The sequence below is a fragment of the Duganella radicis genome (assembly GCF_009720825.1).
GTDB lineage: Bacteria > Pseudomonadota > Gammaproteobacteria > Burkholderiales > Burkholderiaceae_D > Rugamonas > Rugamonas radicis.
The window spans coordinates 71537-85074 of the sequence record NZ_WNKY01000009.1; the positions used below are offsets into that span (position 1 = coordinate 71537).

Here is a 13538-nt window from a genome sequence, read left to right on the forward strand (position 1 = left end):
GTACAGTAGAAGCTATGAATAATTCTAAAAAATTCGCAGGCCTGGCCGGTCTCGCCAGCGTGCTGTGGATGGGTTTAACCGCGGCGGTAGCAGCGAATCAGAAGCGGCTGTTGTTCAACCCTCTTGGCAGCAAGCGTGAGGTGCTTAAGCCTTACAGCACTGGGCATCGCACCCGTCCTATCGTGGTACGGGCCAAGGACGGCACGCGTTTGTCCGGCTGGTTGATGACGCCTCCCGTCGCCGGTCCGCATCCTGGCGTAGTGTATTTCGGCGGCCGTTCGGAAGAAGTGTCGTGGGTGGCGCGCGACGCCGGCAAACTGTTCCCCGGCATGGCGGTGCTGGCGGTGAATTACCGCGGCTATGGCGATTCGCATGGCGATCCGGCGGAAGAACACTTCGTCGACGACGGCCGCATGCTGTACGACTGGCTGAGCGAACGCCATCACGTCGATCCGAAGCGCATGGCGGTGGTGGGCCGCAGCCTTGGCTCCGGCGTGGCGGTGCAGGTGGCGATGGAGCGTGACGCCAATTCCATCGTGCTGATTACGCCTTATGATTCCATCCTCGCCATTGCCAAGCGCAAGTTCAAGGCGATTCCGGTGGAGTATGTGCTCCAGCACAAATTCGAATCGATCAAGTATGCGCACCAGCTCAAGGCGCCGACCTATGTGCTGCGCGCGGCGGTGGATGACATCGTGCCCCACTCGCATACCGATCTGCTGGTGGAAAAACTGGGCGCGCTGCATGCGGACGAAATCGTGCCCGATTCCGACCACATTAACATCCCTTATCTGGAGTCCACGCAAACGCGGATTGCCAGTTTCCTGGCAAGCCGCTTCAATGCTTAGACGAGAGCTGGTGATGCAGGCGGCGCAGGCCTAGCCACACGGCGCCGATCACCAGCGGCACGGCGATGCCGGTCATCAGATCCGGATTGACCGGCGTGCCGCCGGCCTTCAGGGCCTTGCCGACGTAGCCCACCAATCCCAGCGTGTAATACGAAATCGCCGCCACCGACAGGCCTTCCACCGCCTGCTGCAAGCGCAGTTGCTGGGCCGCGCGCGCGTCCAGCGATTGCAGGATCTTGCGGTTCTGCTGTTCCTGCTCGATGCCGACCCGCGTGCGCAGCAGGTCATTGGTGCGGGCGATACGTTTCGCCAGCCCTTCCTGTCGCTGCGTCACCGAGGTGCAGGTGTTCAGGGCCGGCGCCAGGCGGCGGCCCATGAATTCCGCCAGGGTCGGCGTGCCGGGAATGCGCACCTCACGCAGTTCCTGAATGCGCGATTGCACCAGATTGAAGTAAGCCTGCGAGGCGGCGAAGCGATAGCTGTTGTTGACCGAGATTTTCTCCAGCTGCGCGGCCAGGCTGGTAATCCGGTGCAGCATGTCCTGGTCGCCGTTGGCCTGGTTCCTGACCAGCGTGGCGGTGAGTTCGGCCAGTTCGTTTTCGATGCCGTTCAGCGCCGGCTGGGTGGCTTCGGCTTGCGGCAGGCCGAGTAGCGCCATCATGCGGTAGGTCTCGATTTCCAGCAGGCGGCCGACCAGGCGGCCGGGCTGGAATTCGCGCAGATGCTGGTCGCGCACCACGAAGCGGCTGAAACCATCCGGATGGATCAGGAAGTCAGTCCACACTTCGGCGTTGCCGCCGCCGCTGCTGCCCACCAGCGATTTGCCCTGATACAGTTCGCGGATGCTGGCGGTGAAGCTGTCGTCATCCGAGGCGTCCTTGCACAGCAGGACGTGGGCGGCGACGATGATCTTGCCGTGCAGGCCAGCCAGCCACTCCTGCGGCACATGCTGCACCGGCATGCGTTCGAAGGCGGAACGGAAGTCCATGCCGGCTTCGCCGCGCTCGACGAAGGTGTAGGTGGCGAACTCGGTGTGGCATTCCCATTTCAGGCGGAAGCGGCCGAAGTCGTGGAAGAAATAGCGCGCCTGTTCGTGCGGGCCGGCCACGCCGTAGTGCAGGCAAAGCTGTTCCAGTATCTGGTGCTGGCTGCTGCGGTGGTTCTGGCGCGAGGGCTGGTCCTGTTGCAGGTACAGCGCGAAATGGGTGATGCTCTCGGGCGCCTGCAATTGCAGGAAGGGGCGAGAGTGGACTTCAGCCGACAGGGGAACCCGCATCGGGTGATTGAGCTTGGCGAAATCGGCGTTGGCACGATAGGCGAGCGACATGGACTTCCTTATTAACCGGGTGTGAGTAGCGCATTGGCGCAAGGAGAGCCTTGCAAAAAGCAGGCCAGATTGGCGAATGTGACAGCGGCGATTTCGCGCATGGCTTCCATGGTGAAGAAGCCTTGGTGCCCTGTGACCAGTACATTCGGGAAGGTCATCAGTCGCTGGAAGACATCATCGGTAATAATGTCGCTGGAATGATCTTGGAAGAAGAGGGTACTTTCCTGCTCGTAGACGTCGATGGCCAGTGCGCCGAGCTGGCCGGACTTCAAGGCCTCGATCACGGCGGCAGTGTCGATCAAGCCGCCGCGCGAGGTGTTGACCAGCATGGCGCCGCGCTTCATGCGCGTCAGGCTGGCGGTGTTGATCATGTGCCGGGTAGCGTCCAGCAGCGGGCAATGCAGCGAGACCACGTCCGATTGCGCCAGCAGCGCATCGAGGCTGGCGCGTTCGGCCACACCTTCCAGTTGCGGCGTCGGTGCGGGATCGCTGACCAGCACCTTGCAGCCCATGCCATGGAAAATGCGTGCGGCGGCGGCGCCGATTTGTCCGGCGCCGACGATGCCGACGGTCTTGCCGTGTAGCGTCATGCCCAGCAGGCCATCCAATGCGAAGTTGCCTTCGCGGACGCGCGCGTAGGCGCGGTGGGTGCGGCGGTTCAGTGTCATCACCAATGCCAATGCATGTTCGGCCACGGCTTCCGGCGCGTAGGCTGGCACGCGGGCGACGAACAGTTTTAGCCGGCCTGCGGCTTGCAGATCGACGTTGTTAAAGCCGGCGCAACGCAGCAGTACCGCACGCACGCCCAATGCGTGCAGGGCTTCCAGCACCGGCGCGTCCAGCAGGTCGTTGACGAACACGCAGACGGCAGTGCAGCCCTGCGCCAGCGGCACGGTGTCCAGCTCCAGCCGGTCGGAGAAGTAGACGGCTTCAACGCCGTTCGGACGCGCTTCGTCGAGGAAGCGGCGATCGTAGGGCTGGGCGCTATAGACGGCGATTTTCATGGGACCCACAGTAGCAGGTCGGTGATGCCAATGTCCACGCCAGCTTGTGTCAACAGGGTGCTGGCCTGCCCGCGATGGTGGGTCTGGTGGTTGAAGAAATGCAGCAGCACGCCGCCGAAATGCTTGCGGTACAGGTCACCGCGCATGCTGCGGTATTCAAAGGTGTGAGCCAGGTCGGCGGCCGTGATTTGCGGCGCCCATTCAAGAATGGTGGCGTCCAGTTGCTCGCGGTGGGCGCGCAGTGCGGGCAGCGTGTCGCCGAAGGAATGCGTCAGGCCGCTGGGCTGCGGTAGTGCTTTTGCTGCTTGCAGCGCCGGGAAATCGGCCGGATGGGTGCTGAATCGCTTGAGCCAGATCGTGTCCGCCGCCAGCAGATGGTTCATGGTGCCAAACAGGGAGCCGAAGAAGGCTTTGCGGTCGGCTTCCAGTTCGCCGGGTGGCAGCTGGGCCGCCGCGTCGTACAGCTTCTGGTTCATGTCGGCGTTGTAGCGCGCCAGCAGGGCGATGTGTTCAATCATTCGGTATGGCGTAGGGATTGGATTGCAGGAATATCTGGTCATTGATACGTCCCAGCACTTGCTCGCGCTCCTCGTCGTTCAGTGCGGGCAGGCCGACACGTTCCGGCTCCAGTGTGGTGAGCAGGTCGCGCGTCATGGATTTGCCAGATGGCGTGGTATGGTCTTCTTTCAGTTTGCCCAGCGTGTAGGTCAGCACGCGGGTCGATTGGTTGGCCTGCATCTCCAGCGTGGCCTTGGCCAGCACGCCTTTGTCGTAGGCGATGTTGGTGGTGCTGCTGGCCGAGTCGTCGATGGTGATGTATTTGTAGTTCTGCGAATTGGGCGACAGGTCCAGTGCCAGGCGCGCGTCGGCCTTGATCGGCGCGTGGTAGCGCGCTTTCAGGTGCGATTGCTGCTGCTGCGAGATGCCGCGATCCAGTTGCGAAGTGCCGCTGATGCTGGTCTTCTGCGACAGTTCGTAGGCAAAGCTGTCCTTCTCCGTGATGCGCGCCGGATTCGATGCCACTTCGGCCTGCGCGAACGATGCGTTGAAATCGGCCAGCCCGGTGGTCATGGCGCGGTCCTGGTTGGTCAGCACGATGCCGCGCGGCGCGATGGTTGGCGTGCCGTAGTCGCTGTTCATGCCGGTGAAGGCATCCTTGAACATGGTGATCATGGCGCCGTTGCCTTGTCCGCGCGCGCCGGCCTGATCGACCTGTTGCAAATATTTGTTCAATGCCTTGGCTTGTTGGTCCTTGCTGCCCCAACTGGCGGGCTGGCTCAGATCCACATTGATCTTCCCGCTGCCTTCAGGGCCGTTGAAGCTGAGCGCGCGCTGTGCGGCGTCTGCATGGAAATCCAGTTTCTGCATCTGCGCAGGGCCGACCTTGAACTGGCCTTTCAAGTCTACCGACGACAGTGCGCCGTGATCGAACTGCGTCAGGCCGCCCACGTCGATATGCGGCGGCTGTTCGGACAGCCCGTCGATGGCTTGCTGGAAGGCTTCCGCCAGCTTGCCCAGCGCCTTGCGCTCGCTGTCATTCAGCTTGCCGCTGCTGTGCGCCTCGATGGCGATGCTGTTGTCGCCGGCGTCCAGCTTCAGCTCCACCTTCACGCCGCTGCGGGTGGTGATCGTCAGCGCGACCTGATTGTCCCCCATGCCGTGCTGCGATACCTGCGTGGGCGAGACCAGCATGTCGTAGGTATCGGCTTGCACGCCACTTGGCGCTTGCTGTACCGATTGCGAGAAGTCCTCGCCATCATAAGCCACCTGTTTCAGCAATTCGCCGCCCAGGCCCTTGAGGCGACCGGATGCCGGCTGCTCGTTGAAATTGCGCGCCATCAGATTAGCTGCGGTGCTGCGGGTGCGGTTTTCCCACACCAGCGCCTTGGGCTGCGCTTCGGCGGACGCGCCGCCCAGTGATACTACGGTGGAAGCGCCATTGCCGGTGGTACCGGTTGCGCTGGAGGTGGACGCGTAGGCGCCGGCCGTCGCCGGGTTGGCAACGGTCGGGGAGGTCCGATTCAGAGAGGTTATCGTCGTCATGGACCCATTATAGGCCGGTTTTAGCGGTGCAGCCTCACCGGCGGCAGCACCCTGGCGCGCAGCCAGTCAGCCAGCGTGTGGGTCAGCATCGGCACCGCGCCATGCAGCTGCAACAGGTGCTTCTGATACAGCAGGCGATACATCACACTGGCGAACGGTCCGCCAACGCGGTAGCGCCTGCCGCTGACCGGGCCGGTGAGCGCACCCACCGCCGCCTGCTGGCCCAGCGAAATCAGCGAGCCATAGTCGTGATAGCGGAAATCCGGGCACGGCGTGTCGTCCTTGCGCGCCAGCAGATCGGCCAGGAACATGGCTTGTTGATGCGCGACCTGCGCGCGCGGCGGTGTCGGGCCTTTGACAGGGCAGACGTAGTTGGCGCAATCGCCCAGCGCGTAAATGCGGCTGTCGTTGGTGGAGCGCAGACTGGCGTCGACCATGATTTTCTTGAGGTGATTGACGCTCAGCCCCAGTGTGGCGCACAGCGGCGGCGCTTCCACGCCGGCGGCCCACAGCACCAGGTCGGCCGGACGCGCCACGCCCTCGGCATCGGTCACCGCGTCGGCGCTGACGCTGGCCACAGCGATGGAAGTCAGCACCTCGATGCCCAGCGTGCGCAGATGGCGTGCGGCGCGCTGCGCTTGCAGCGGATCGAGTTGCGGCAGCAGGTGCTGGCCACGTTCGATCAGGGTGATGCGGATGTCCTGCTCCGGGTCCAGTTCATGCACGCGGTAGGCGGCCAGCGTGCGTGCCGTGTTGCTCAGTTCCGCCGCCAGTTCGACGCCGGTGGCGCCGCCGCCGACAATCACCACGTTCACCGGCTTCTTATGCTCGCCGGCGTGAATGCAGGCATTGAAGAAGCGGCGACGGAAGTGCTCCGCATCGGCCACGCTGTCCAGCGTGAGCGCATGCTCCTGCGCGCCCGGTACGCCGAAGAAGTTGGTGACGGAGCCCAGCGCCAATACCAGCTTGTCGTAGGCGATGACGCGGCAAGCGCCGTCGCCGCCGTCGCGTGGCGACAGGGTGATGGTCTGGTGCGCGCGGTCCATGCACAGCATGTCGCCCTGCACGAATTCGAAATCATGATCCAGCGCCTGCGCGCTGAATGGCAATTCGCTCACTTGCGGATCGCATTTGCCGGAAGCGACCGTGTGCAGCAGGGGCTTCCAGAAGTGACCGGGCCAGCGGTCCACCAGCACAATACGCGAACGCTTGCTGGCGCCGAGCGTGTCTCCAAGACGGGTGGCGAGTTCGAGCCCGCCCGCACCGCCGCCGACGATGACGATGGTTTCCATGATGCGCCTCCAGTACAGGTTAAAAAACTATGCGGCTCGATGCAGCCCCGGTGCGGGGCGTTGCTGATCCGGCGTGTAGGGGCTGGCCTGCAATTCGTGCAGGGCGTCGAAGGTGATGAACTGGCGTGGACGCACCACGTCCGTGCCATATGGCGCGACCGAGACGGTCCACAGGCCGGCATCGGCGGCGGCGCGTAGCGCAGGCACCGCGGTGTCGATGGCGATGGCGTTGTGCGGCGCCGCGCCGACGGCGTTCAGCGCATGGATGTAAGGACCGGCGCCGCTGGCGCTGTCGAAATTGACGCCGCCCGCGACCACGCTGAACAAGCTGGTGACGTCAGCGCCGAAGTAGCGGTCCAGCAGCGCGGAGGTGGCGGGCGCCGGCAAGTCGGTCAGGATGCAGATCTTGCAGCCGGCGGCCGCGGCGTCTTCGATCAGCGCCAGCGCGGCGGCTTGCGCCTGCGGAGGGCGCGAGATGACCGCCTGATGGAACTGGCGGTGCTTGTCCTCATACAGTTCCGCCACGCGCTGCTTTTCGCGCGACAGTGGCGGCACGCCGACAACGGAAGCGATGGCGCGGGCGTAACCATGGGTGGCGGCGGCGGCGCGCAGCGCCGGCAAGGTCCAGCGTACCGACAGGCCGGCGTTGGCAAACGCCGCGTTGCAGGCTGCCAGATGCAGCGCTTCGGTATCGAACAGAACGCCGTCCAGGCCCAGGAAGATCACGTCTATGCTCATTTTATTCTCGCTCAACGATGTCAGATGATTATCAATATAGAGGTAGAATGAACAAAAGAAAAATTAAAGATATTCGATAAACGATAAGGAATGCTTATGTATCATGCGAGTTTTCGCCAGCTACAGTCGCTGGTACTGGTGGGGCGCCACGAGAGCGTGTCGCGCGCGGCGGACGCCATGCACCTGACGCAGCCTGCGGTGTCGTTGCAAATCCGCACACTGGAGGAGATTGCCGGCATCGCGCTCACGCGCAAGGTGGGCCGCAACATCCAGCTGACGGCGGCCGGCGAAGTGATGGCGGAATTCTCCGAGCGCATATTGCGCCTGTGGGAACAGGCCACCGACGAACTGGCGGCGCTGCAAGGCGTCACCTCCGGTACGCTGCGCATCGGCGCGGTGACCACGGCGGAGCACTTGCTGCCGCCGATGCTGGTGCCGTTCACGCTGGAGCGTCCGGACGTGCGCCTCAAGCTGCAAGTGGGGAACCGCACGGAGATCATCAACATGCTGGCGCGGCACGAGATCGAGCTGGCCATCATGGGCACGCCGCCGCGCGAGCTGCGCACCAACGCCGCCAAGTTCGCGCGCCATCCGATGGCGTTTGTCGCCAGTCCTTCGCATCCGCTGATGAAGAAGAAAAAAATCACGCTCAACGATGTGATGGCGGCCAACCTGCTGGTGCGCGAGCGTGGTTCGGGCACGCGCACGGCGGTGGAAAAGCTGCTGCGCGAAGAAGGGCATGCGGCGGAATTCGGCTCCGAGGTCTCCAGCAACGAGGCGATCAAGCGCATGGTGGCGGCGGGGCTGGGCGTGGGCTTCCTCTCGGTCCACGCTTGCGGGCTGGAATTCAAGGCCGGGCTGCTGGCCACCTTGCCCATCGATCTGGTGGAGGCGGACTGGCACATCATGCACCTGACCGATCAGCCCATCCCCAAAGTGGCGGCGTCCTTCCAGGATTTTGTGATTGAAAACGGCCAGGATCTGGTGGCGCGCGAGCTGGAAGGATTCACCAAACGTAAATCGTATCGGTGAAGTGACCAGTACAGTGGTGGAAACTGTTTGCGTAAGTGTATTGGTCTGCACCAGTACACTTGGCCGTACAATGCAAGTACACACCACACACGGATATCGTCATGTCGCTTGAATTGCTGCTGCCCCTGTGCACCTTTGCCGCCGTCAGTTCCATCACGCCCGGCCCGAACAACGCCATGATCATGGCCTCCGGCCTGAATTACGGCTTCATGCGCTCCGTGCCGCATTTGTTCGGCATTTGCTGCGGCTTTGCCTTCATGATCTTTGCCACCGGGCTGGGACTGCATGTGGTATTCGAGCAGGTGCCGATGCTGCAAATCGTCCTCAAATACGGCGGCGCCATCTACCTGCTTTGGCTGGCGTGGAAGCTGGCGCACGCGGCGCCGATGAGCACCGAGCAGGCCGGCCTGTCCAAGCCGATGGGCTTCTTTGGCGCGGCAGCCTTCCAGTGGATTAATCCGAAAGCGTGGGTGATGGCACTGAGCGCGCTGACCACCTATCTGCCGCAGGGCTTTCAGATGGCGGACGTGGCGATGCTGGCCGGCGTGTTTGGCGTGATCGGCATCTTCTGCGTCGGTACGTGGGCGATGTTCGGTGTGGCGATGCGCCGTGTGCTGCAAGATCCGCGTTCGGTCCGTATCTTCAACATTGTGATGGCACTGCTGCTGGTGGCGACCCTGTATCCGATGCTGGCCTGATACCATAGGGGCTTTAAAGCATTAGAGGGATTGCCCATGTTTCGTCGCACCGCGCTGTTGATTGCTACCCTGCTGGCTGGCGCCGCCCATGCCGCCACTTTGCCGTCGGACCTGATGCTGCCGGAGCCGGAGCGCGCCGCGCGCGGTTATGTGGAAAGCTGGGTGTTCAGCATCGAGATCGAATCGGACAAGCTGACCGGCATGGAAGCCTGCCGCAAGATCCTCACTGAGCGCGGCTTTGTGCCGACACTGTCCAAAACCGCCAGCACGGCCGCGCCGGCGCTGCATTTCAAGGTCTCCGGCCACAAGGAATATGCGCAGGCCAGCACCGAAGCCGACGACACGCTGGCGGCCGTGCGGGAGGCCAAGTGCCCCGGTACCCTGAGCTGGAACGTCAGCAGCAAGCAGGCGCGCCGCTGATCAGTGTCTGGCCTGCGGCAGCCGCAGCGCGTGCAGGCGGTCGCGAATGTCATCCAGATCGGCAGGGCGCGCAGCCTGATAAGCCAGCAGATAGCCGCGCGCGAACTGGATAGCGCCGGCCGATTGCGGATGCTGCTGCGCCAGTTCCTGTAGCAGACGCTCGGCCACCACCACATCGTTATGCTGTCCCAGTTCCTCCTGCACGGCGGCCAGCGTTTTCAGATACGTATGCGCGCCCTTGTCGCGATACAGCGCATGGAAGAACTCCAGCGCGTAGCGGGCGCGCTTGGCGGCGATGCGCGTGCGGTGAGCGCTGGCCGGCGTGTCGTCATCCATGCGGTTAGCGCGTTTGATCAGCGCTTTGTGCAGATGCTGCATGCTCTGGCGCGAAAACCTCGAGGCCGAGCCATTCAACAGCGGCGCGGTTTGCAGCATCCACGAACCCAGTGTCAGCATCAGCCGCGTGTAGCGCGGCGACAGCAAGGCTTGTGCCGCCTCATGCCGTTTGGCGCGCGCGGTTTCCAGTGCCAGCGCTTGCAGCTCCAACTGAGCGGCGGCGATGCGCGACAAGGTGGACGACAGCAGCACGTCCCAATCGCGCGCCGCGCCCAGTTGCGTGCCGAGCCAGTCGATATCTTCCTGTAGCGCCGGCGGACAGGGCGCCACCCTGGCGAACAGCTTGAGCGCGGAACGCAGGCGGCGCACGCCGACGCGCATCTGGTGCAGCGTTTCGGGGTCATGGCCTTCCACCACCGCGACTTCATTGCGCTGGATGTGTTCCAGGCAGTTGCCCAGCACGGTGGGCAGGGCCTCGGCCAGGCTGGCGTCGGTGTCCAGTGTCAAAGCCTGCGCGCGGAAGGGGGCATGGCCGGTTTCACGCACCAGCAGGTAGCCGCGCTGCGCCTTGTTGATATTGCTGATGCGCAGAGGGATGTCGTCCAGCAGTTGCAGCGCAAAGGCATACAGCCCGGCGGGATCGCCTTCCTTCAATTCCAGTTCAAGCTCGTTGACTAGCAGCTTGCGCGATTTGCGTTCGATGTGGCCGATGTCCAGCGCGACCTCGATGCGGTTGCCGGCGCTTTCCACCTCCCACTGGTGGCGCTGCACGTCCACCACGAACAAGGGTTCAAGGCGGTCCTTGAGATCGGGTGCGCCCAGCACGGACAGCCAGTGTTCATCGTCGCCGATCAACTTGCGCAGCTTGCCGAGGCGCGGCCATGCGCGGTCGACCTGGCCTTCCCATTCGTTCCGGCTATGCAGGCCGCTTTGCACGCTGCCGCCGGCTTTCATGGTCTGTACCCATTCGCCGTTTTCCTTGCGCACGCGCAGGCCGGCGCCATGGCGCAGCAGATGCAGGTCGGGCGTGTCGAAATAGCGGGCGGTCAACTGCTGCACGCGCGCCGGCGTGTCCAGCAGCGGGTGATGCAGCAGCTTGTCGTTGTCCTCGGGGGCGAGCAAGAGTTTGAGTTCGACTTCCATCAGCTCAGTGTAGGCAAAAGCGGTGAACAGCGGCGCACGTTTTTACGGCTGGCGCGGCAAGGTTTGCAATAGTTGCGCCCAGGCAGGAATGGCGGCGCGCCAGAAGGCATCGATGGTTTCCGCTTGCACATCAAGGCCGAGGAAGCGGGCGGCCGGCAGCATGGCCGCGCGCAACAGTTGTTGTGGATCGCTGCCGTCGTCGAAGGCGATGGCGCCGGTTTGCTTGGACATCTTGTCGCCGTTTTCGTTCAGCACCACCGGCACATGCAGATAGCTGGGCTGCGGCAGGCCAAGCACCTGTTGCAGATAGAGCTGGCGCGGCGTGGAATCGATCAGGTCGACGCCGCGCACGATGTCGGTGATGCCTTGCGCGCCGTCGTCCACCACCACCGCCAGTTGATAGGCCCAGTAGCGGTCGGCGCGGACGATGATGAAGTCGCCTACCTCGGCGGTCAGATCCTGACTGTAGTGGCCGAACCAGCGGTCCTCGAACGACAGCACGCAGTGCGGCGCCTGCGGCACTTTCAGGCGCAACGCGCGGCCGACCTTGCCGGGAGCGAGGCCATGGCGGCAAGTCCCGGGATAAATCGGCGCCTGGTGGGGGCCAAGCGACTGGTTCACTTGCGAATCGGCGATCTCGCGGCGCGAGCAGCCGCAGGGATAGACCAGATCGCCCAACTGCTCCAGCGCCTGCTGGTAGAGCGGGTAGCGCCGGGTTTGCCACGTCACCTCGCCATCCCACAGCATGCCGCAGCGTTGCAGCGAATGCAGGATGTGCTGGTCGGCGCCTTCCACGTTGCGGGCGCCGTCCACGTCCTCGATGCGCACCAGCCACTGGCCGTGGTGCGCCTTGGCGTCGAGATAGCTGGCGATGGCGGCCACCAGCGAGCCGATATGCAAAGGGCCGGTGGGCGAAGGGGCAAAGCGGCCGAGGTAGGGAATGCGAGCAGTCATGCCGGTATTTTCGCATACAATGTGCGCGCGGAAATCCCGCACCGACCACTTACGCACTCAGGACATCATGCACAAAATGACTCCATCCTCAGCTGCCTCCGCACTGGCCATGAGCCTGGCGCTGGCATTCCCGGTCCACGCGGACGCGGGCAAGACCGCCGTCGTACAGGAAGCGCCGCTGCGCGCGCACCTGTCCTTCCTCGCCAGCGACTTGCTGGAAGGGCGCGGCACCGGCCAGCGCGGCGGCGACCTGACCGTGGCCTATCTGGAAACGCAGGCCATGGCGCTGGGCCTCAAGCCGGGCAATGGCGACAGCTTCCGTCAATCGGTGAAGATCGCCGGCGTGAAGACGCAGCCGGCCGAGAGCACGCTGAAACTGGAGGCGGGCGGCAAGGCGCTGGATATCGCCTTTGGCAAGGACTGGGTATTTGCGCCGGGTGATGCGACCGCCGCGCACAGCTTTAACGCCGACCTGGTATTCGTCGGCTACGGCATCACCGCACCGGACGAACAGTGGAACGATTTCAAAGGCATGGACCTGAAAGGCAAAGTGCTGGTCATGATGGTCAACGACCCGCAGCCGACCGCCGAGCAGCCGAACCGCTTCAACGGCAAAGGCCTGACCTACTACGGCCGCTGGACCTACAAATTCGAAGAAGCCAAGCGCCAGGGCGCGGCCGGTGTGCTGCTGATCCACACCACGCCGACCGCATCGTACGGCTGGAGCGTGATCCAGAACAGCTGGTCGGGCGTGGAGCGCTTCCAGCTGGCGGCGGGCACGCTGGGCACGCCGTTACAGGGCTGGATGACCGAAGACACCGCGCGCGCACTGTTTAAGGCGGCAGGCCAGGATCTGGACGCGCTGCGCGCGGCGGCCGAGAAGAAAGACTTCAAGCCGGTGCCGCTGGCGGCCAGGCTGAATGGCGAGATGAAGGCGGCGGTGCGCAACATTGAACAATTCAACGTGGCGGCGGTGGTGCCGGGCACCGATCCGAAACTGAAAGACGAGGTGGTGATCTACAGCGCGCACTGGGACCACCTCGGCAAGCAGGGTGACGGCGGAGACACCATCTTCAACGGCGCGGTCGTCAACGCCTCCGGTTCGGCGGCCCTGCTGGCGATGGCGGCCGAAGCCAAACGCGTGCCGGCCAAGCGCAGCCAGATGTTCCTGTGGGTGGCGGCTGAAGAGCAGGGCTTGCTGGGCAGCGCGGCCTACGCCGCATCGCCGCTGTGGCCGATGGCGAAAACGGCGGCCAACCTCAACCTCGACAGCCTGAACTTCGTCGGCGCCACGCGCGACATCGGCACCGAAGGCAGCGAGCGTACCGAGCTGGGCAAGCTGGCCGAGACGGCGGCCAAAGCCATGGGCATGCGCATCGCGGCGGCGGAGCCGGACCTGGCGGGCGGCTACTTCCGCAGCGACCACTTCAACTTCGCCAAGCATGGCGTGCCGGCGTTCTCGATCGAATCGGGCCGCGACTACATCAAGGACCCGGTGGCGGCGCAAGCCAAGGCCCAGGCCTACGGCAAGCGCTACCACCAGGCCAGCGACGAATACGACCCGGGCTGGGACCTGTCGGGCATGGTGCAGACGGCGCAATACACCCTCAACTTGGGCCGCCTGATCGCCAACGGCGCCAAGCTGCCCGAATGGAAAGCCGGCGACGCCTTCGCCGTCCCCCGTAACAAATAACAATTTAGGG

The 13538-nt window shown here is 63.9% G+C and carries 13 protein-coding genes; 5 read left to right on the forward strand and 8 right to left on the reverse strand.

All coding sequences use genetic code 11. From position 1 onward, the window contains the following. Positions 1-14 precede the first annotated feature (14 nt). A complete protein-coding gene (locus GM676_RS10840; RefSeq protein WP_155463572.1) occupies positions 15-848 on the forward strand; it encodes an alpha/beta hydrolase in 834 nt (277 codons plus the stop codon). Here GM676_RS10840 and GM676_RS10845 read toward each other — a convergent pair. Genes GM676_RS10845 through GM676_RS10870 form a run of 6 tightly spaced genes read right to left on the reverse strand, consistent with a single transcriptional unit; the run spans position 838 to position 7252 of the window. After that, positions 838-2175: a DUF3422 family protein gene (locus tag GM676_RS10845; RefSeq protein WP_155463573.1), complete on the reverse strand. Its 1338-nt coding sequence runs from the start codon at positions 2173-2175 to the stop codon at positions 838-840. The genes GM676_RS10840 and GM676_RS10845 overlap by 11 nt on opposite strands. Positions 2176-2186: 11 nt before the next feature. Next, positions 2187-3179: a 2-hydroxyacid dehydrogenase gene (locus GM676_RS10850; RefSeq protein WP_155463574.1), complete on the reverse strand. Its 993-nt coding sequence runs from the start codon at positions 3177-3179 to the stop codon at positions 2187-2189. Beyond that, positions 3176-3697, reverse strand: coding sequence for a DinB family protein (locus tag GM676_RS10855; protein WP_155463575.1), 522 nt, complete (start codon positions 3695-3697; stop codon positions 3176-3178). Before GM676_RS10855 ends, GM676_RS10850 begins: the two co-directional genes overlap by 4 nt. Then, positions 3690-5222 (reverse strand): hypothetical protein, encoded by a 1533-nt coding sequence (locus tag GM676_RS10860; protein ID WP_155463576.1) that lies wholly within the window; start codon positions 5220-5222, stop codon positions 3690-3692. The genes GM676_RS10855 and GM676_RS10860 overlap by 8 nt, the downstream gene beginning before the upstream one ends. Before the next feature lie 20 nt (positions 5223-5242). After that, on the reverse strand, positions 5243-6514 hold the full coding sequence (locus GM676_RS10865; protein ID WP_155463577.1) for an NAD(P)/FAD-dependent oxidoreductase: 1272 nt from the start codon (positions 6512-6514) through the stop codon (positions 5243-5245). Between the two features lie 27 nt (positions 6515-6541). After that, positions 6542-7252, reverse strand: coding sequence for an HAD family hydrolase (locus GM676_RS10870; RefSeq protein ID WP_155463578.1), 711 nt, complete (start codon positions 7250-7252; stop codon positions 6542-6544). 96 nt (positions 7253-7348) lie between these two features. On the opposite strand from GM676_RS10870, the gene GM676_RS10875 reads away from it, so the two are divergent. The 3 genes from GM676_RS10875 (at position 7349) to GM676_RS10885 (ending at position 9402) form a co-directional block, all read left to right on the forward strand. Next, entirely contained in the window at positions 7349-8284 is a 936-nt protein-coding gene (locus GM676_RS10875) for a LysR family transcriptional regulator (RefSeq protein WP_155463579.1), read from the forward strand. A gap of 101 nt (positions 8285-8385) precedes the next feature. After that, on the forward strand, positions 8386-8982 hold the full coding sequence (locus GM676_RS10880; protein WP_155463580.1) for a LysE family translocator: 597 nt from the start codon (positions 8386-8388) through the stop codon (positions 8980-8982). Between the two features lie 36 nt (positions 8983-9018). Further along, on the forward strand, positions 9019-9402 hold the full coding sequence (locus GM676_RS10885; protein ID WP_155463581.1) for a PH domain-containing protein: 384 nt from the start codon (positions 9019-9021) through the stop codon (positions 9400-9402). Here GM676_RS10885 and GM676_RS10890 read toward each other — a convergent pair whose 3' ends face one another. After that, positions 9403-10881 (reverse strand): CYTH and CHAD domain-containing protein, encoded by a 1479-nt coding sequence (locus tag GM676_RS10890; RefSeq protein WP_155463582.1) that lies wholly within the window; start codon positions 10879-10881, stop codon positions 9403-9405. Between the two features lie 42 nt (positions 10882-10923). After that, positions 10924-11835: a tRNA glutamyl-Q(34) synthetase GluQRS gene (gene gluQRS, locus GM676_RS10895; protein ID WP_155463583.1), complete on the reverse strand. Its 912-nt coding sequence runs from the start codon at positions 11833-11835 to the stop codon at positions 10924-10926. A 67-nt stretch (positions 11836-11902) separates the two neighbouring features. Here gluQRS and GM676_RS10900 point away from each other — a divergent pair, with 67 nt between their 5' ends. Then, positions 11903-13528, forward strand: coding sequence for a M28 family peptidase (locus tag GM676_RS10900; RefSeq protein WP_155463584.1), 1626 nt, complete (start codon positions 11903-11905; stop codon positions 13526-13528). Positions 13529-13538 lie beyond the last annotated feature (10 nt).